The organism is Leclercia sp. M-A074-M, from assembly GCF_965195605.1.
GTDB lineage: Bacteria > Pseudomonadota > Gammaproteobacteria > Enterobacterales > Enterobacteriaceae > Enterobacter.
The window spans coordinates 191,837-209,442 of record NZ_CBDAHM010000002.1; the positions used below are offsets into that span (position 1 = coordinate 191,837).

22 protein-coding genes are annotated in these 17,606 nt (G+C 54.8%); 15 read left to right on the forward strand and 7 right to left on the reverse strand.

What is annotated here, in order from left to right; all coding sequences use genetic code 11:
- Positions 1-147 precede the first annotated feature (147 nt).
- The gene (yjfN, locus tag ACOKCT_RS04575) at positions 148-435 is read right to left on the reverse strand and encodes a DUF1471 family protease activator YjfN (RefSeq protein WP_103177975.1); all 288 of its coding nucleotides are present in this window, start codon (positions 433-435) and stop codon (positions 148-150) included.
- Between the two features lie 134 nt (positions 436-569).
- Positions 570-899: a biofilm peroxide resistance protein BsmA gene (gene bsmA / locus ACOKCT_RS04580; protein WP_159340440.1), complete on the reverse strand. Its 330-nt coding sequence runs from the start codon at positions 897-899 to the stop codon at positions 570-572.
- A 138-nt stretch (positions 900-1,037) separates the two neighbouring features.
- On the opposite strand from bsmA, the gene yjfP reads away from it, so the two are divergent.
- Complete coding sequence (gene yjfP, locus ACOKCT_RS04585; protein ID WP_103177976.1) at positions 1,038-1,769, forward strand: esterase; 732 nt, start codon at positions 1,038-1,040, stop codon at positions 1,767-1,769.
- Here the strand turns inward: yjfP and ulaR are convergent.
- Both ulaR and ulaG read right to left on the reverse strand, forming a co-directional pair.
- Positions 1,766-2,521: an HTH-type transcriptional regulator UlaR gene (ulaR, locus tag ACOKCT_RS04590; protein WP_103177977.1), complete on the reverse strand. Its 756-nt coding sequence runs from the start codon at positions 2,519-2,521 to the stop codon at positions 1,766-1,768. The genes yjfP and ulaR overlap by 4 nt on opposite strands.
- A 108-nt stretch (positions 2,522-2,629) precedes the next feature.
- Positions 2,630-3,694, reverse strand: a complete 1,065-nt coding sequence (ulaG, locus tag ACOKCT_RS04595; RefSeq protein ID WP_420193195.1) for an L-ascorbate 6-phosphate lactonase — start codon at positions 3,692-3,694, stop codon at positions 2,630-2,632.
- Between the two features lie 354 nt (positions 3,695-4,048).
- Between ulaG and ulaA the strand changes: the two genes are divergently transcribed.
- From ulaA to ACOKCT_RS04625, 6 genes are read left to right on the forward strand one after another with little or no spacing between them, the layout of a single operon-like run.
- Complete coding sequence (gene ulaA / locus ACOKCT_RS04600) at positions 4,049-5,449, forward strand: PTS ascorbate transporter subunit IIC (protein WP_103177979.1); 1,401 nt, start codon at positions 4,049-4,051, stop codon at positions 5,447-5,449.
- A 12-nt stretch (positions 5,450-5,461) separates the two neighbouring features.
- The gene (gene ulaB / locus ACOKCT_RS04605) at positions 5,462-5,767 is read left to right on the forward strand and encodes a PTS ascorbate transporter subunit IIB (protein ID WP_103177980.1); all 306 of its coding nucleotides are present in this window, start codon (positions 5,462-5,464) and stop codon (positions 5,765-5,767) included.
- A gap of 10 nt (positions 5,768-5,777) precedes the next feature.
- Positions 5,778-6,245 carry a PTS ascorbate transporter subunit IIA gene (gene ulaC / locus ACOKCT_RS04610; RefSeq protein ID WP_159340442.1) on the forward strand — a complete coding sequence of 156 codons (468 nt, stop codon included), beginning with the start codon at positions 5,778-5,780 and terminating at the stop codon, positions 6,243-6,245.
- A gap of 13 nt (positions 6,246-6,258) precedes the next feature.
- Positions 6,259-6,909 carry a 3-keto-L-gulonate-6-phosphate decarboxylase UlaD gene (locus ACOKCT_RS04615; protein ID WP_103177982.1) on the forward strand — a complete coding sequence of 217 codons (651 nt, stop codon included), beginning with the start codon at positions 6,259-6,261 and terminating at the stop codon, positions 6,907-6,909.
- Positions 6,910-6,918: 9 nt separating this feature from the next.
- Positions 6,919-7,785: an L-ribulose-5-phosphate 3-epimerase gene (locus tag ACOKCT_RS04620; protein WP_159340443.1), complete on the forward strand. Its 867-nt coding sequence runs from the start codon at positions 6,919-6,921 to the stop codon at positions 7,783-7,785.
- Positions 7,772-8,458, forward strand: coding sequence for an L-ribulose-5-phosphate 4-epimerase (locus tag ACOKCT_RS04625; RefSeq protein WP_103177984.1), 687 nt, complete (start codon positions 7,772-7,774; stop codon positions 8,456-8,458). Before ACOKCT_RS04620 ends, ACOKCT_RS04625 begins: the two co-directional genes overlap by 14 nt.
- A gap of 85 nt (positions 8,459-8,543) precedes the next feature.
- On the opposite strand, the gene yjfY is transcribed toward ACOKCT_RS04625, so the two are convergent.
- Positions 8,544-8,819 carry a DUF1471 family protein YjfY gene (gene yjfY / locus ACOKCT_RS04630; protein WP_103177985.1) on the reverse strand — a complete coding sequence of 92 codons (276 nt, stop codon included), beginning with the start codon at positions 8,817-8,819 and terminating at the stop codon, positions 8,544-8,546.
- A 344-nt stretch (positions 8,820-9,163) separates the two neighbouring features.
- On the opposite strand from yjfY, the gene rpsF reads away from it, so the two are divergent.
- The 5 genes from rpsF (at position 9,164) to ACOKCT_RS04655 (ending at position 11,698) form a co-directional block, all read left to right on the forward strand.
- Positions 9,164-9,559: a 30S ribosomal protein S6 gene (rpsF, locus tag ACOKCT_RS04635; RefSeq protein ID WP_103177986.1), complete on the forward strand. Its 396-nt coding sequence runs from the start codon at positions 9,164-9,166 to the stop codon at positions 9,557-9,559.
- 6 nt (positions 9,560-9,565) lie between these two features.
- Positions 9,566-9,880, forward strand: coding sequence for a primosomal replication protein N (gene priB / locus ACOKCT_RS04640; protein WP_103177987.1), 315 nt, complete (start codon positions 9,566-9,568; stop codon positions 9,878-9,880).
- A 4-nt stretch (positions 9,881-9,884) separates the two neighbouring features.
- A complete protein-coding gene (gene rpsR, locus ACOKCT_RS04645; protein WP_000135199.1) occupies positions 9,885-10,112 on the forward strand; it encodes a 30S ribosomal protein S18 in 228 nt (75 codons plus the stop codon).
- A 41-nt stretch (positions 10,113-10,153) separates the two neighbouring features.
- Positions 10,154-10,603 (forward strand): 50S ribosomal protein L9, encoded by a 450-nt coding sequence (gene rplI / locus ACOKCT_RS04650; RefSeq protein ID WP_103177988.1) that lies wholly within the window; start codon positions 10,154-10,156, stop codon positions 10,601-10,603.
- Between the two features lie 153 nt (positions 10,604-10,756).
- Entirely contained in the window at positions 10,757-11,698 is a 942-nt protein-coding gene (locus ACOKCT_RS04655) for a DMT family transporter (RefSeq protein ID WP_159340444.1), read from the forward strand.
- 23 nt (positions 11,699-11,721) lie between these two features.
- On the opposite strand, the gene ACOKCT_RS04660 is transcribed toward ACOKCT_RS04655, so the two are convergent.
- Positions 11,722-12,363 (reverse strand): OapA family protein, encoded by a 642-nt coding sequence (locus tag ACOKCT_RS04660; RefSeq protein WP_114316074.1) that lies wholly within the window; start codon positions 12,361-12,363, stop codon positions 11,722-11,724.
- 231 nt (positions 12,364-12,594) lie between these two features.
- Here ACOKCT_RS04660 and fklB point away from each other — a divergent pair, with 231 nt between their 5' ends.
- Together fklB and cycA are read left to right on the forward strand one after the other, a co-directional pair.
- A complete protein-coding gene (fklB, locus tag ACOKCT_RS04665; RefSeq protein WP_168191996.1) occupies positions 12,595-13,215 on the forward strand; it encodes an FKBP-type peptidyl-prolyl cis-trans isomerase in 621 nt (206 codons plus the stop codon).
- 308 nt (positions 13,216-13,523) lie between these two features.
- Positions 13,524-14,933, forward strand: coding sequence for a D-serine/D-alanine/glycine transporter (gene cycA / locus ACOKCT_RS04670; RefSeq protein ID WP_103177992.1), 1,410 nt, complete (start codon positions 13,524-13,526; stop codon positions 14,931-14,933).
- 88 nt (positions 14,934-15,021) lie between these two features.
- On the opposite strand, the gene ytfE is transcribed toward cycA, so the two are convergent.
- Positions 15,022-15,684: an iron-sulfur cluster repair protein YtfE gene (gene ytfE / locus ACOKCT_RS04675; RefSeq protein WP_180210219.1), complete on the reverse strand. Its 663-nt coding sequence runs from the start codon at positions 15,682-15,684 to the stop codon at positions 15,022-15,024.
- A 243-nt stretch (positions 15,685-15,927) separates the two neighbouring features.
- Between ytfE and ACOKCT_RS04680 the strand changes: the two genes are divergently transcribed.
- A complete protein-coding gene (locus ACOKCT_RS04680; protein ID WP_159340445.1) occupies positions 15,928-17,577 on the forward strand; it encodes a methyl-accepting chemotaxis protein in 1,650 nt (549 codons plus the stop codon).
- Positions 17,578-17,606: the final 29 nt, after the last annotated feature.

A 17,606-nucleotide genomic window follows, 5' to 3' on the forward strand; every position in this document is an offset into this window, starting at 1 on the left:
TCGCTTTTCAACGGCAGAGCGGGGATAACATTTATTGGCTTTATGTAACAAAATGTTACAAAGTTATCTCGGAGGAGTTATGGCAAGGATAATAGAATTGTAAAGATTAAAAAGCCACTCTTTTTTAGTGGCTTTTATTGACGATTTTCAGACATAAAGTATGGCCTGCGCCCGCCAGCGATCGGCATGGCTCTCTTCCTGCATTTTTATGATGCGATACCATGAGGCACCCTGCTCATCGGCCTTCAGCGCGATCATGCGCTCTACGTCCTGCGGGCTCCCTGAGATATCACTCACAGAGATCAATCCAATTTCGTTTAAACCCGTCACACAATCAGCGCTGGCAAATTCAGCTGACTGTGCTGCCGTACTCACCAGACCGGCTGAGAGTAGCAGTGTGGTCAAAGCAAGAGATCGTTTCATCGTCAGCTCCATTTTACGTGTCCCCGGTATCCGCCGGGCAATCCTTCGCTAATAAACTCATTCCATTGTCACTGGCTGGAGTTTATTGTGGACAGGAAAACGTCTATGGACGCAAAGCAGTGTAAATGTCGTTTAAATACCGCGCGTTATTTACGGTATAAAATGGCTTGCGAATACCATTGTCCCGTCACGATGGTTTCATCGATAAGGACAATGACGTAATAATCTGCTTTCGCGGCGACAGCTTTTGCTTTAATGGCCTCTGCCGCATCATCGGGAGAGCCTCGCTCGAGTGCGGTCACGGTACCCATTCGCTGTAATCCTTCCGTTTGATTACGACGTATCTCCTGGGGGTGATCGGCGACCGGTGGCGCAGGCTGCGGCGTACCTTGCAATACGCTACATCCGCCCAACAACACCATCAGCGTTAAAGCAGCAAACTTTCGCATAAACCTGTCTCGTTTCCTGATAGCCATAGTGTAGATCTCTGTTGATTTGACATTGGGGGAATGTTCCCAAATTGTTAGCTATAGCGTAAATTTCGAATGAAAATTGTGTGAAAGCGTAAGCCAGTTCTCAACATTATGATTCACCCATAAGTATGAGGCCCAATAATGATTGAACTTGAAGTACGGCAGCTTGGCGACCATGAGATTGTACATGCTGTTCCGGCAGGAAAAGGGGCTAAACCGCTTCCGGTTGTTATTTTTTATCATGGTTTTACCTCATCAAAACTGGTCTACAGCTATTTTGCGGTGGCGCTGGCGCAGGCAGGTTTTCGGGTGGTAATGCCGGATGCCCCCGATCACGGGGCCCGTTTTAGCGGTGATGAGCAAGCCCGCCTGGGACAGTTCTGGCCGATCCTGCATGGCAACCTCACCGAGTTTGCCCCGCTGCGGGATGCGCTATATCAGGCCGGGCTGGTGGCCGATGAACGGCTCGCGGTGGCCGGGGCTTCAATGGGGGGAATGACCGCGCTGGGCATTATGGCGCGCTATCCGGAGGTCAAATGTGTGGCAAGCCTGATGGGCTCGGGCTACTTTACCTCGCTGGCCCGCACGCTGTTTCCGCCGCAGCAACCCGGGTCATTCGCGTCGATGGTCGCACCGCTTGCTGACTGGGAGGTAACGACCGCGCTACCGCGTCTGGCTGACCGCCCGCTGCTGCTGTGGCACGGTGAGGAGGATGATGTGGTGCCCGCCGGGGAGACGTTCCGCCTGCAACAGGCGTTGCAGCAGGAAGGGCTGGATAAAAATCTGACCTGTCTGTGGGAGGCGGGAGTCAAACACCGTATTACGCCGGGTGCGCTCGACGCCACGGTCGCGTTTTTCCGCCAGCACCTTTAAACGCGCAGGATCTTCACACCCTGATCTTCCAGTTTCTGGAGGATCTGTGGATTAGCGTTTTTACCCGTGATCACCATGTCTATCTGCTCGGCACGGCTGAAGAGCATGCCCGCACGTTCCCCAACCTTGCTGCTGTCGACCAGGACCACCAGCTTGCCGACCACGTTCAGCATCTTCTGCTCCGCCATCGCCGTCAGCATGTCGGTTTTATACAGCCCTTCGGCGGTGAGCCCCTTGCCGCTGGTAAACATCCAGTGGCCGGCATAGAGCGTGTTCTCGCTGTCCTGCGGGCTTAGGGTGATGGACTGGCTCTTGTTGTACTGCCCGCCCATGATCACCACGCTTTCGTGCTCCTGGTCGATCAGGTAGTTGGCCAGCGGCAGGTAGTTGGTGATGATCTGCACCGGTTTGCCGCACATCTCACGACCCAACAGAAAGGCGGTGGAACCGCAGTTGATCACCACGCTTTCGCCAGGATTAACCAGCTGGGAGGCGGCTCTGGCAATACGCACTTTCTCGTCGTGGTTCTGCGCCTGATGGATATTCATCGGCGACCAGCGTGGGCGCTGCTGGCTGATCCCTTCCGCGCCGTTACGCACCTTTTTCAGCTTGCCGCTCTCATCAAGTTTGTTGATATCCCGGCGTGCCGTGGCGGGAGAAACGCCCAGCCGGGCAATCACCTGCTCAACGGTAACAAACCCCGTTTGCGCCAGGAGTTCCAGTAAGATTTGATGACGTTGTGCTTCTGTCATGAGCTATTCCGAAATAAATTGATTTTAAAAGATGATATTTGAAATAGCCTGAAATTACTAAGCAAAAGTTGGAATCGCCAGGCACAGCGCCTGGCGATGAGGGGACAATTACAGGAAAGATTTGAACGGCAGATCCGGCTCAATGGTAAAGCAGTCGTCAAAGCCGCGCGGGTAGTGATATTCGAAATTATCTTTATCCAGCGGCCAGGTAAACTTGCCGCCCACCTGCCAGATAAAGGGCTTAAAGCCATATTTCAGACGATCTTTTTTCATCTCCCACAGCACGCGGATCTCCTGCGGATCGGCCTGGAAGTTTGACCAGATATCATGGTGGAACGGGATCACCATCCGGGTATTCAACGCTTCAGCCATGCGCAGAATGTCAGCGCTGGTCATCTTATCGGTGATGCCGCGCGGGTTTTCGCCATAGGAGCCCAGCGCCACGTCGATATGGTGCTCGTTACCGTGTTTGGCATAGTAGTTGGAGTAGTGTGAGTCACCGCTGTGGTACAGCGTACCGCCCGGGGTTTTGAACAGGTAGTTTACCGCACGTAGGTCCATGCCGTCCGGTAACACACCCGCGGCCTTCTGATCGGCTGGCAGAGTAATCAGCGCTGTACGGTCAAACGCGTCGAGGGCATGAATTTCAATGTCTTTGATTTTCACCACATCGCCCGGTTTCACCACGATGCAGCGCTCTTTTGGCACGCCCCAACCGATCCACAAATCGACGCAGGTCTGCGGTCCAATGAAAGGCACGTCATCTGCACAGTTCTGCATGACTGCCGCCGCGACGTTAACGTCGATGTGATCGTTGTGATCGTGGGTCGAGAGGACGGCATCTATCTGACGAATCGCAAAGGGATCAAGGACAAATGGTGTGGTACGCAGGTTTGGCTGCAGCTTCTCGACGCCCGCCATACGCTGCATCTGATGGCCTTTTTTCATCAGTGGGTTGCCGTGGCTCTGTTTGCCGGTGCCGCACCAGAAATCGACGCAAACATTAGCCCCGCCCTGAGATTTCAGCCAGATGCCGGTACAACCCAGCCACCACATTGCAAATGTGCCCGGCGCGACCTGCTCCTGCTCGATCTCCTCATTCAGCCAGCTTCCCCATTCCGGGAAGGTGCTGAGGATCCATGATTCGCGGGTAATAGTGTTCACTTTACTCATAGTCAGACTCCCTCTCTATCACAAGTAATCATTTGATGACATGTTTTGATTGATATTGTCACCAATGAATCAGCATTGCAATGGTGTTCTGCGAGCGTTACGCCAATATAAAGCTGCTCTGATTAAAAATAATATACGTGATTTTTATGCTTTTTATTATATAACTTATTGAAATAAATGATTTTTATTGGTGTTTTGCAGATGCAGATAAAGACATTGCACTTAGGGTGGAAATAATTTGCGTGATACGTCACAAATAATCAAATTCAATCTTGTCGTGATTATTTGTGATTACTAGAGTGGGGGCCTGTTGTACGAACACCAGGCATCGTATTGCCTTTACCGGAGAGTGTTATGGAGATCCTCTACAGCGTCTTTACCGTCTTTTTTAATCAGGTCATGACCAACGCCCCGTTGCTGTTGGGTATCGTGACGTGCCTGGGTTATATCCTGCTGCGTAAAAGCGTGAGCGTGATAATCAAAGGCACCATTAAAACCATCATCGGTTTTATGCTGCTTCAGGCGGGTTCAGGCATTTTAACCAGCACCTTTAAACCCGTTGTTGCCAAAATGTCGGAAGTCTATGGCATCAACGGCGCCATATCAGACACCTACGCCTCAATGATGGCCACTATCGAACGTATGGGAGATGCCTATAGCTGGGTAGGGTACGCCGTCCTGCTCGCACTGGCGCTGAACATCATTTACGTTCTGCTGCGTCGGATTACCGGCATCCGCACCATCATGCTCACCGGCCACATCATGTTCCAGCAGGCTGGATTGATTGCGGTTTCCCTCTATATCTTCGGCTACCCGATGTGGACCACCATTATCTGCACGGCGATCCTGGTCTCGCTCTATTGGGGCATCACCTCCAATATGATGTACAAGCCGACGCAGGAAGTGACCGACGGCTGCGGTTTCTCTATCGGCCACCAACAGCAGTTTGCCTCATGGATTGCCTATAAAGTCGCCCCCTATCTGGGGAAAAAAGAGGAGAGTGTTGAAGATCTGAAGCTGCCCGGCTGGCTGAATATCTTCCACGACAATATCGTCTCTACTGCCATCGTGATGACCATTTTCTTCGGTGCGATCCTGCTCTCATTCGGTATTGATACGGTGCAGGCGATGGCCGGTAAAACGCACTGGTCTATCTATATCCTGCAAACCGGCTTCTCCTTCGCGGTAGCGATTTTCATCATCACCCAGGGCGTGCGCATGTTCGTGGCCGAACTGTCTGAGGCCTTCAACGGTATTTCTCAACGCCTGATCCCTGGCGCCGTACTGGCAATTGACTGCGCGGCGATCTATAGCTTCGCGCCGAACGCCGTCGTCTGGGGCTTTATGTGGGGCACCATCGGCCAGCTGATTGCGGTGGGCATCCTGGTGGGCTGCGGCTCCTCCATCCTGATCATTCCTGGCTTTATCCCGATGTTCTTCTCCAACGCCACTATCGGCGTGTTCGCTAACCACTTTGGCGGCTGGCGCGCGGCGCTCAAGATCTGCCTGGTAATGGGCATGGTTGAAATCTTCGGCTGCGTGTGGGCGGTCAAACTGACCGGTATGAGCGCCTGGATGGGCATGGCGGACTGGTCGATTCTGGCACCGCCGATGATGCAGGGCTTCGCCTCTGTCGGCCTTGCCTTTATGGGCGTCATCATTCTGATTGCACTGGCGTATATGTTCTTCGCCGGCCGTACGCTGCGGGCGGAAGAAGATGCGGAAAAACAAACAGCAGAAGTTTCTGCTCACTAAGGAGTTTTGATTATGACCGTACGTATCCTGGCTGTGTGTGGCAATGGGCAAGGGAGCTCCATGATCATGAAGATGAAAGTGGACCAGTTTTTAACCCAGTCAAACATTGACCACACGGTAAACAGCTGCGCGGTGGGTGAATACAAAAGTGAACTGAACGGCGCGGACATCATCATCGCTTCTACCCACATCGCCGGTGAGATTAGCGTCGCAGGCAATAAATACGTGGTAGGGGTGCGCAACATGCTGTCGCCTGCGGACTTCGGCCCAAAATTGCTGGAAGTGATCAAAGCGCACTTTCCGCAAGATGTGAAGTAAGGAGAGGCATATGAAACTACGTGATTCGCTGGCGGAGAATAACTCCATCCTTCTCCAGGCCGAAGCCAGCACCTGGCAGGAGGCGGTAAAGCTGGGCGTTGATCTGCTGGTTAAGGCGGATGTCGTTGAGCCGCGCTATTACCAGGCCATTCTTGATGGCGTTGAGCAGTTCGGGCCCTATTTTGTGATTGCGCCAGGGCTGGCGATGCCGCATGGCCGCCCGGAAGAGGGGGTCAAAAAAACCGGTTTCGCCCTGGTCACCCTGAAAACGCCGCTGGTGTTTAACCACGAAGATAACGATCCGGTAGACATCCTGATCACCATGGCGGCCGTTGATGCCAATACTCACCAGGAGGTGGGCATTATGCAGATCGTCAACCTGTTTGAAGATGAAGCCAATTTTGACCGTTTACGCGCCTGCCGTACCGCGCAGGACGTGCTGGATTTAATCGACAATGCCACTGCGGCGGCAGCTTAAAAGGGAGTTGAACATGTCATTACCAATGTTGCAGGTTGCGCTGGATAACCAGACTCTGGCCCACGCTTACGAAACCACGCGTCTGATTGCGGAAGAGGTGGACATTATCGAAGTGGGCACCATTCTGTGCGTAGGGGAGGGGGTCCGTGCCGTCCGCGATCTGAAAGCCCTCTATCCGCATAAGATTGTGCTGGCCGACGCCAAAATTGCCGATGCGGGCAAAATCCTGTCGCGGATGTGTTTCGAAGCCAATGCCGACTGGGTGACGGTCATCTGCTGTGCAGATATCAACACCGCGAAAGGCGCGCTGGAGGTCGCGAAGGAATTTAACGGTGACGTGCAGATCGAACTCACGGGCTTCTGGACCTGGGAGCAGGCAGAAGCGTGGCGCGCTGCAGGTATTCAGCAGGTGGTCTATCACCGCAGCCGCGATGCGCAGGCTGCGGGGGTTGCGTGGGGCGAGGCGGATATCAGCGCCGTTAAGCGTCTGGCGGATATGGGCTTTAAGGTTACGGTGACGGGCGGGCTGGCGCTGGAGGATTTGCCGCTGTTTGCCGGTATTCCAATCCACGTCTTTATCGCCGGTCGCAGCATTCGCGATGCCGCCTCGCCGGTGGAAGCGGCGCGTCAGTTTAAACGTTCCATCGCCCAGCTGTGGGGATAAGGAGCGGTTATGTTAAGCAAACAGGTTCCGCTTGGCATCTATGAGAAGGCGCTCCCCACCGGGGAGTGCTGGCTTGAGCGGCTGCAGCTGGCGAAACGGCTGGGATTCGATTTCGTTGAAATATCGGTGGATGAGACGGATGCGCGCCTCTCCCGTCTCGACTGGAGCCGCGAGCAGCGTCTGGCGCTGGTGGACGCTGTCGCCGAAACCGGCGTAAGAGTTCCCTCGATGTGCCTGAGCGCCCACCGTCGTTTCCCGCTCGGCAGTGAAGATGACGCGGTGCGGGCGCAGGGCCTTGAGATCATGCGTAAAGCGATTCGCTTTGCGCAGGACGTCGGGATCCGCGTAATCCAGCTTGCCGGTTATGACGTTTACTATCAGGAAGCCAATGATGAGACGCGTCGTCGTTTCCGTGATGGCCTGAAAGAGAGCGTTGAAATGGCCAGCCGCGCGCAGGTCACCCTGGCGATGGAGATCATGGATTATCCGTTGATGAACTCCATCAGCAAGGCATTGGGTTATGCCCATTACCTGAATAATCCGTGGTTCCAGCTCTATCCCGACATCGGCAATCTCTCTGCGTGGGATAACGACGTGCAGATGGAGCTACAGGCCGGCATTGGGCATATCGTGGCGGTACATGTGAAGGATACCCGCCCCGGCGTCTTCAAAAACGTACCGTTTGGCAGCGGAGTCGTCGATTTTGAACGCTGTTTCCAGACGTTAAAACAGAGTGGCTATTGTGGGCCTTACCTGATCGAGATGTGGAGTGAAACGTCGGACGATCCCGAGCGCGACGTGGCGCAGGCGCGCGACTGGATACTTGAACGTATGGCGCGAGCCGGGCTTGGGGAGGAAGATCATGCAGCAGCTTAAACAGCAGGTGTTTGAGGCAAACATGGATTTGCCGCGCTACGGTCTGGTGACCTTTACCTGGGGAAATGTCAGCGCGATTGACCGTCAGCGCGGGCTGGTGGCGATCAAACCCAGCGGAGTGGCCTACGAGACCATGCGCGTGGATGACATGGTGGTGGTGGATCTCAGCGGCAATGTGGTGGAGGGGCAATGGCGACCCTCATCTGATACCGCGACCCACCTGGCGCTCTATCGGCGTTATCCCTCCCTTGGCGGGATAGTGCATACCCACTCGACCCATGCGACCGCCTGGGCGCAGGCAGGGCTGGCGATCCCCGCGCTCGGCACCACCCATGCAGACTACTTCTTTGGCGATATCCCCTGCACGCGCGCGCTCACCGAAGAGGAGGTGCTCGGCGAGTACGAACTCAATACCGGCAAGGTGATCATTGAAACGCTGGGTGACGGCGAACCGCTGCACAGGCCGGGGATTGTGGTCTTTCAGCATGGCCCTTTTGCCTGGGGAAGTGATGCTCACGACGCCGTACACAATGCCGTGGTAATGGAAGAGGTGGCGAAAATGGCGTGGATAGCGCGAGGAATTAATCCACACCTGAAGCCTGTCGACAGCTATCTGATGAACAAACACTTTATGCGCAAGCATGGTGAAAATGCTTATTACGGGCAGAAATGAAAGTAAAAAAAGCCCCCGGGCAGGGGGCTAATGAGACTATGACAATTTTTTCGTTGTTGGCTTTCCTGGTGCTAGCGTCAAAGCGTTACCGATAGATATCTGCGCTGACGTGCATATTGCCGTTGCTGCCCGGTTCACGGGTGAGCATGACGTGATAGTAGCGGGCATCCCGCGCATCGGCTTCTGCATTAATGGCTTCAGTCGCTTCACTTTCCGTGGCGAAGTTATGGTTGATATAAATGACGCCCAGACTTTGCACATCATCCATATTTCTGGCCTGTCGGCCATCAACCTGAATGGCTGCTGTCGCGTTTGCACAAAGCAAAAGCGCAGCCAGAACGGCAAGGGTGATTTTTTTCATGATATGCGCTCCACGACTCACTACGGTGCGACGATATTCACGGCTGTCTTTTGTCCAGAGACAGGGTCTGATTAAAGTGTAAGCACGATTCTTACAGGCTATGGCGACCATTTCTGATGCAGTTGTTCAAAAAATCGCCGCGATCGGCCGTGAGTAATGGTAAATCACCCACTTAGACCCGCTTTGCGCTTTGTGCGAATTATTTGCGCAATCAGCTTGAGTTTCGGGGGGCGCGCAAGTATTATGACGCGTCAATTTTTCAGCCGACCTTTAACACGTTCCTTGCCTCCCCGGGCCTCGGCTGACCCAGACAGGAGGCTGAATAATCCGTAAGGAGCAATTCGATGCGTCATTACGAAATCGTTTTTATGGTCCATCCTGACCAGAGCGAACAGGTTCCGGGTATGATCGAGCGCTACACTGGTGCAATCACTGCAGCAGAAGGCACGATCCACCGTCTGGAAGACTGGGGCCGTCGTCAGCTGGCTTATCCGATCAACAAACTGCACAAAGCTCACTACGTTCTGATGAACGTTGAAGCTCCGCAGGAAGCGATCGATGAGCTGGAAACTAACTTCCGCTTCAACGATGCCGTTATCCGCAGCATGGTTATGCGTACCAAAAACGCAGTGACCGAAGCATCTCCGATGGTTAAAGCGAAAGACGAGCGCCGTGAGCGTCGCGATGATTTCGCAAACGAAACCGCAGATGATTCTGATGCTGGGGATTCTGAAGAGTAATTTCTGATGACCAACCGTCTGGTGTTGTCCGGTACCGTGTGCAGGACCCCACTTCGCAAGGTCAGCCCATCAGGAATTCCTCACTGCCAGTTCGTGCTTGAGCATCGTTCAGTGCAGGAGGAAGCCGGGTTTAACCGGCAGGCGTGGTGCCAAATGCCCGTTATTATTAGCGGTCACGAAAACCAGGCCATTACTCACAGTATAACGGTCGGTAGCGCAGTAACGGTTCAGGGGTTCATCTCTTGCCACAAGGCAAAGAACGGCCTGAGCAAACTTGTTCTGCATGCCGAGCAGATTGATTTGATAGATTCTGGAGACTAGCCAAATGGCACGTTATTTCCGTCGTCGCAAGTTCTGCCGTTTCACCGCGGAAGGCGTTCAAGAGATCGACTATAAAGATATCGCAACGCTGAAAAACTACATCACCGAAAGCGGTAAGATTGTCCCAAGCCGTATCACCGGTACTCGTGCAAAATACCAGCGTCAGCTGGCTCGCGCTATCAAACGCGCTCGCTACCTGTCTCTGCTGCCGTACACTGATCGTCATCAGTAATCGGGCACGGTCCATTAATACGACTTTAAGAGGATAAGGTAATGCAAGTTATTCTGCTTGATAAAGTAGCAAACCTGGGCAGCCTGGGTGATCAGGTAAACGTTAAAGCGGGCTACGCTCGTAACTTCCTGGTTCCACAGGGTAAAGCTGTTCCTGCTACCAAGAAAAACGTAGAGTTTTTCGAAGCACGTCGTGCTGAACTGGAAGCCAAACTGGCTGACGTTCTGGCGGCTGCTAACGCTCGCGCTGAGAAAATCAACGCACTGGGCACCGTTACCATCGCGTCTAAATCTGGCGACGAAGGTAAACTGTTCGGTTCCATCGGTACTCGCGACATCGCTGACGCTGTAACTGCAGCTGGCGTTGACGTTGCTAAGAGCGAAGTTCGTCTGCCGAACGGCGTTCTGCGTACCACCGGTGAGCACGAAGTGGACTTCCAGGTTCACAGCGAAGTCTTCGCGAAACTGGTTGTTAACGTTGTTGCTGAGTAAGTAATTACTCTTCACCACGTCGAAGCGCCGGCCTTGTGCCGGCGTTTTGCTTTTTAACGTCTCCTGTTACTTTCTTTGTGACTTGTATGGTGGCTATTCCTTGCGCATTCCCTGATAATAAAATGAAACGCTATTTTATCTTTGGGATTTGTCATGGATACCGCTCTGCCTGCACCGCTTTTCTCCCGTAAAAACATCGTGTTCGCCAGCGCTACGCTGTGCTGTCTGCTATGGGGTAGCTCCTATCCCGCGATCAAGAGTGGCTACGAACTCTTTCATATCGCCACCAACGACATTCCATCAAAAGTGGTCTTTGCGGGTTATCGCTTTGTTTTTGCTGGCCTGCTATTGCTGCTGCTCGCTTTGGCCCAGCGCAAGCCGATTGGTCGGCTCAGCCCGCGCCAGTTCGGGCAACTGACGATACTGGGCCTGACGCAGACCACGATCCAGTACACGTTCTTTTATATCGGTCTGGCATACACAACGGGCGCCAAAGGGTCGATCATGAACGCGACCGCCACCTTCTTCAGCGTCATGCTGGCGCACTTTATCTATCAGAACGACAGGATCAGCTACAACAAAGCCCTCGGTTGTATCCTCGGGTTTGCCGGGGTGATGATCGTGAACTTTAACAGCGGCTTGCAGGACTTCCACTTCGTCTGGAACGGGGATGGTTTTGTGGTGCTGGCGGCGTTTATCCTCTCTGCCGCCACGCTGTACGGCAAACGCATCTCGCAGACGGTGGATCCGATGGTGATGACCGGCTGGCAGCTGGCGATAGGTGGTGTGATGCTGGTGGCAGGCGGCTATATCACCGGCGGAACGCTGGCCGTTCCCAGCGTCAAAGCGGCGGCCATCCTGGGCTACCTGACTCTGCTCTCCTCGGTGGCGTTTGCACTGTGGAGTTTGCTGCTGAAACACAACCGCGTCAGTATGATCGCCCCGTTCAACTTCTTAGTGCCGGTGGCCGGAACCGTCCTCTCGGCCATTTTCCTCGGTGAAAATATCCTGGAGATCAAATATGTCGTGGCGCTGGTGCTGGTCTGCTCTGGGATCTGGTGGGTGAATAAAGTCAGTGGAAAAGAGGCCCGGTAAGCGTTACGCCACCGGGCGAAGCGCTATCTGGCGCGGATGAAGCTGCCGTCAGACTGACGGGTAAACAGCACCTGCTGGCCGTTGCCGCTGTCAATGGTCAGCCCTGTCACCACGCCGCTCGCATTCTGGCGAATCTGCACCATCTGGCCGTTTTGCAGGTTACTCAGCGGCTTGCCTGGTCCCTCAACCTGCGCCATGGCATAGACGTCGGTCGGCGGCAGGTTGTGATCGCGGAACAGCTGCGCCATCGTTTTGCCCGACTCTACACGGTAGGAACGCCACTGCTGTTCAATACCGGGAGGGGATTGCTGGGATTGCACCGGCGCGGCGGCCTGCTCCTGGGGCTGCTCTTCCTGAATCGGCTCCGGCTCAACAGGTGCGACCTGGCCGGGATCGTTAGAGGGTGACACCAGCTGCGTTTGCATCGGCTGTGAATCTGGCTGCGGCTGCGTCTGCGAACGGAAATCCAGTTCGGCATCACGACGCACGGGCGCTGTGGCGCTGTCGTCCGCGCCGCCTGGCAGCAGAAAACCGACAATGACCATCAGCGCACCGATAATAATGCCTCTGCGGTGCAGCGGCGGCAGCGGGTCCATGATGCGAAAGTTATCTGGCGCATGCCAGATTTTCGTCAGGGTAGGTTTTAGTTCAAATGGCCCGGGCATGGCTCTCCTCCTGCTCCGCGTCTTTTTTCCTGTCCCGAAAAGTATAGTTTGCTAACTGCCTGATGAGCGTAACAAAGCCAGCTTCCGTGACACGCATTCGGGAAAAATCCAGATAGCCTCTATTGTTTCCGTTTCGTCGTAATTTGTCATCTTTCCATAAGACAAAGTTTTACCGGATGGAAGGTGGCTGTTATGCTGCCCGCTACTTTAAATGTGATGGAAGGAAATCCCATGACCACCCCGACTTTTGACACAATCGAAGCGCAGGCAAGCTACGGCATTGGTTTGCAGGTAGGACAGCAGCTGAGCGAATCAGGTCTGCAGGGTCTGTTACCTGAAGCGCTGGTGGCGGGTATCGCCGATGCGCTGGAAGGTAAACAACCAGCGGTTCCGGTAGATGTGGTTCACCGCGCGCTGCGTGAAATCCACGAACGTGCAGACGCTGTGCGTCGCGCCCGTTTCGAAGAGATGGCTGCGGCAGGCGAGAAATTCCTTGAAGAGAACCGTGAGCGTGAAGGCGTGAACAGCACCGAAACCGGTCTGCAGTTCCGCGTTATCACCCAGGGCGAAGGTCCAATCCCGGCGCGTACCGACCACGTTCGCGTGCACTACACCGGTAAACTGATTGACGGCACCGTGTTCGACAGCTCTGTTGCCCGCGGCGAACCGGCAGAATTCCCGGTAAACGGCGTGATCCCAGGCTGGATCGAAGCCCTGACCCTGATGCCGGTGGGTTCTAAATGGGAGCTGACTATCCCACAGAACCTGGCCTACGGCGAGCGTGGCGCTGGCGCCTCTATTCCGCCATTCAGCACCCTGGTCTTTGAAGTTGAGCTGCTGGAAATCCTGTAAGCGGCCTCTCCTCTTCCTCTCCCCGGCAGGGGAGGGGAAATTAGTTAAAAAACCTATAGTTACGCCCCAATCAACAGATTATCTTGCAAAAGGTCACAGTAAGTGTATTTTTGTGAGCTGTTTTGCGTGGCTTAAGTGATATGTCACTCAATTTCAACATATTGTTAACATAATATTTAAATCAAAGTATTCATCCCGCCGATTCTTACCTAATATCGATGTGTCCTTAACCGGGGCATCGCTTTTCGACGTAATAAAGGGCCAGAAGAGCCTAAACAACACAGGCAGTAACAACAGGAAAACATCACATGGTAGATCAGGTAAAAGTCGTTGCCGACGAAGAGGCACCGTCTGAACAATCGCTACGGCGAAATCTCACAAACCGTCATATTCAGCTTATCGCCATCGGCGGCGCTATCGGTACCGGGCTGTTTATGGGGTCAGGCAAAACCATCAGTCTTGCCGGGCCGTCGATCATTTTTGTCTATATGATCATCGGCTTTATGCTCTTTTTCGTAATGCGGGCAATGGGCGAGCTGCTGCTCTCGAATCTCGAATACAAATCCTTTAGCGACTTTGCCTCCGACCTTCTCGGGCCGTGGGCGGGCTATTTCACCGGCTGGACCTACTGGTTCTGCTGGGTGGTGACCGGGATGGCCGACGTCGTCGCCATTACGGCTTACGCGCAGTTCTGGTTCCCGGGACTGTCGGACTGGGTGGCCTCGCTGGCGGTCATCATTCTGCTGCTGAGCCTTAACCTCGCCACCGTAAAAATGTTCGGTGAGATGGAATTCTGGTTCGCGATGATCAAAATCGTCGCCATTGTCGGCCTGATTGTGGTCGGCCTGGTGATGATCATGACCCACTTTACCTCCCCGAGCGGCGTGCAGGCCTCGTTCACTCATCTCTGGAATGACGGGGGCTGGTTCCCGAAAGGGCTGAGCGGATTCTTTGCCGGCTTCCAGATTGCGGTCTTCGCTTTCGTGGGGATTGAGCTGGTGGGAACCACTGCCGCAGAAACCAAAGATCCTGAGAAGTCACTGCCGCGGGCGATTAACTCCATTCCCGTGCGTATCATCATGTTCTACGTCTTCGCGCTGATCGTGATTATGTCGGTGACGCCGTGGAGCTCCGTGGTACCCAGCAAGAGCCCGTTCGTTGAGCTGTTTGTGCTGGTCGGTTTACCGGCGGCGGCAAGCCTGATTAACTTCGTGGTGCTGACCTCCGCGGCCTCTTCGGCTAACAGCGGCGTCTTCTCCACCAGCCGTATGCTGTTTGGTCTGGCGCAGGAAGGGGTGGCCCCGAGTGCGTTCGCCAAGCTCTCTAAACGTGCGGTACCGGCGAAAGGGCTGACCTTCTCCTGTATCTGCCTGCTGGGCGGCGTGGTGATGCTCTACGTGAACCCAAGCGTGATTGGCGCCTTCACCATGATCACCACGGTTTCGGCGATCCTGTTCATGTTCGTCTGGACCATCATCCTCTGCTCGTACCTGGTGTACCGCAAACAGCGTCCGCACCTGCATGAAAAATCCATCTACAAAATGCCGTGGGGCAAGCTGATGTGCTGGGTCTGCATGGCCTTCTTCGTGTTTGTGCTGGTACTGCTGACCCTGGAAGAGGATACCCGTCAGGCGCTGATGGTCACGCCGCTGTGGTTTATCGCCCTGGGACTGGGCTGGCTGTTTATCGGTAAGAAGCGGATGGCTGGCATGCGTTAATTGTGTTGTGCCGGGTGGCGGCTGCCTTACCCGGCCTACGGTTCGTTGCTTTTGTAAGCCCGGTAAGCGCTAACGCTACCGGGCTTTTTTATTCCCCGGCCAGCGCCCGCGGGAACAGGACGTTATTCTCCAGACTGATGTGCTCCATCAGATCGTCGATCATCTCGTTAATGCCGTTATACATCGCGCGCCAGGTGGTGCAGGCATCCGCAGGTGGGGTCACGTTATGGGTGATGTGCTTGATCACCTCAATCAGTTCACCGGCGTCGTCGTGCTCGCTTTCCATCACGCTGATCGGCCCCATCGCCTGGCTGCCCATTCCCTGTTTGATCATCGGGAACAGGATCTGCTCCTCTTTCATCATATGGCTGGAGAGCTCTTCATGCAGCAGGGTCAGGTTCTTTGCCAGGCCGCGCGGTACAGAGGCTTTATCAGCATGGACGCGCTCAACTTTGGTGGCCTGCAGGATCAGCTCCGGTAGCTGTTCGCGGTGGCGATCGTGAAAGCGCACGATGATGTGATCGATGATTTCGGCCAGCGCCACGCTGCGCCACTCTTTTTCCAGCGGCTGCTCGGCCAGCTTCGCCAGTTCTGCTTCGATGAGGTCCAGATCCAGTTCCTTACGCGACGCGGCACGCGCCAGGGTTTGCTTACCGCCGCAGCAGTAATCCATATCGTATTTACGAAACAGCGCGGAAGCGCGTGGGATGGAGAGCGCCAGCTCGCCTAAAGGTTGGTCGCGGAAGGCCATGGTCGTTACCTCATCGTTATTTGATAAGATGTATTTTAAATGCATCTTTTAGGCGAAGCTATAACCCTTTATAGGCAGGGGTAAAAAAGCGATACAGATCACAAAAAAATGCCGATTTAACTCTATGAATGGATTTAAAAAACGGGTTTAGAAACTTTTTAAAGGCACAGAGACGGTAAACAACCCGCTGCGCCTGCCGATAGATACAGGTCAGACAATACCTGCATATAAAAAAGGCAACGCATGTTTAAACGTATAAAAGTGATAACCCTTCTGATTTCGGTGCTGCTGGCGCTCGGGATCATGCAACTGATCTCCGCCGGCATTTTCATCAATGCGCTTAATAACGACAAAGAGAACTTCACCGTTTCCCAGGTTTCCAGCCAGAATGTGGCCGAGTTCACCGACGCCTGGATCAGCCTTAACCAGGCGCGCGTCACCCTCAACCGCGGCATGCTGCGCCTGCAAAGCAGCATGGCTTCGCAGATAAACGGCGGGCAGCTGAACGAGCTGGTCAACACGGCAAAAAATCTGCTGGCAGACGCCCAGTCCCATTACGACAAATACTACGCGCTGCCGGAAACGCCGGGCCTGGATGAAAAACTCTCCAGCCAGCTGGAAGAGCAGTACCGCATCTACTCGGCCACCCTGACCCAGATGAACCTTCTGCTCTCCCAGGGCAACCTCGAAGATATGTTTAAGCAGAACGCCGAGCAGAAGCAGACCGCAATGCAGAAAGTCTATCGTGAATGGCGCCAGGCTCAGGCAGCCCTTACCGATAAAGGCATCGAAGATAACGAGAGCGACTACAAACGCATCCTGTGGATCCTTTCCGGGATGATGCTTCTGGTGATCGCCGTGATTGTCTCCAGTTGGATCGCCATGCGCCGTGTGCTGCTGCTGCCGCTGCAGGAGGTCATCGATCATATTCGCGCTATCGCCGCGGGTGACCTGACGCAGCCTGTTGACGTTCAGGGCAAAAACGAAATGGCGGTGCTGGCCTATAACGTTCACGAGATGCAGAAGGCGCTGGCGAACACCGTAGGTGTGGTGCGTGAGGGCTCCGACACCATTTATACCGGTGCGGGCGAAATCTCCGCAGGCAGCAACGATCTCTCTTCCCGTACCGAGCAGCAGGCGGCCTCGCTGGAAGAGACTGCCGCCAGCATGGAACAGCTGACCGCCACCGTGAAGCAGAACGCCGATAATGCCCGTCAGGCGTCACGCCTGGCGCTGGATGCCTCAAGCACCGCCAAAAAAGGCGGAAACGTGGTGGAAGGGGTGGTGCGCACCATGGACGAGATCGCCAACAGTTCCAGCAAAATCGCCCAGATCACCAACGTGATTGACGGCATCGCCTTCCAGACCAACATCCTGGCGCTGAACGCGGCGGTAGAAGCGGCGCGTGCCGGGGAGCAGGGACGCGGATTTGCGGTGGTGGCAGGGGAAGTTCGCACCCTGGCCCAGCGCAGCGCCCAGGCGGCGAAAGAGATCAAAGGGCTGATTGACGACTCGGGTGCCCGGGTCAGCGCCGGTTCCGCGCTGGTGAATGAGGCCGGGGAGACGATGGCGGAGATCGTCAGCGCCGTAACCCGCGTCACCGACATTATGGGCGAAATTGCGTCCGCCTCTGATGAGCAAAGCCGGGGTATCGATCAGGTCGGCCAGGCGGTGGCCGAGATGGATCGCGTGACCCAACAGAACGCCTCGCTGGTGGAGGAGTCTGCGGCGGCAGCGGCAGCGCTGGAAGAGCAGGCGGCACGCCTGAACGAGGCGGTGGCGGTATTTAAGATTGCGAAGGGCCCGGTGGCTAAGGCTGCGCCGGTGAAAACCTATGCTGCAAAAGCCAAACCGGTACAGGCGACCACCGACGCCAACTGGGAAACCTTCTGACAGAGGCCGGGTGGCGCTAACGCTTACCC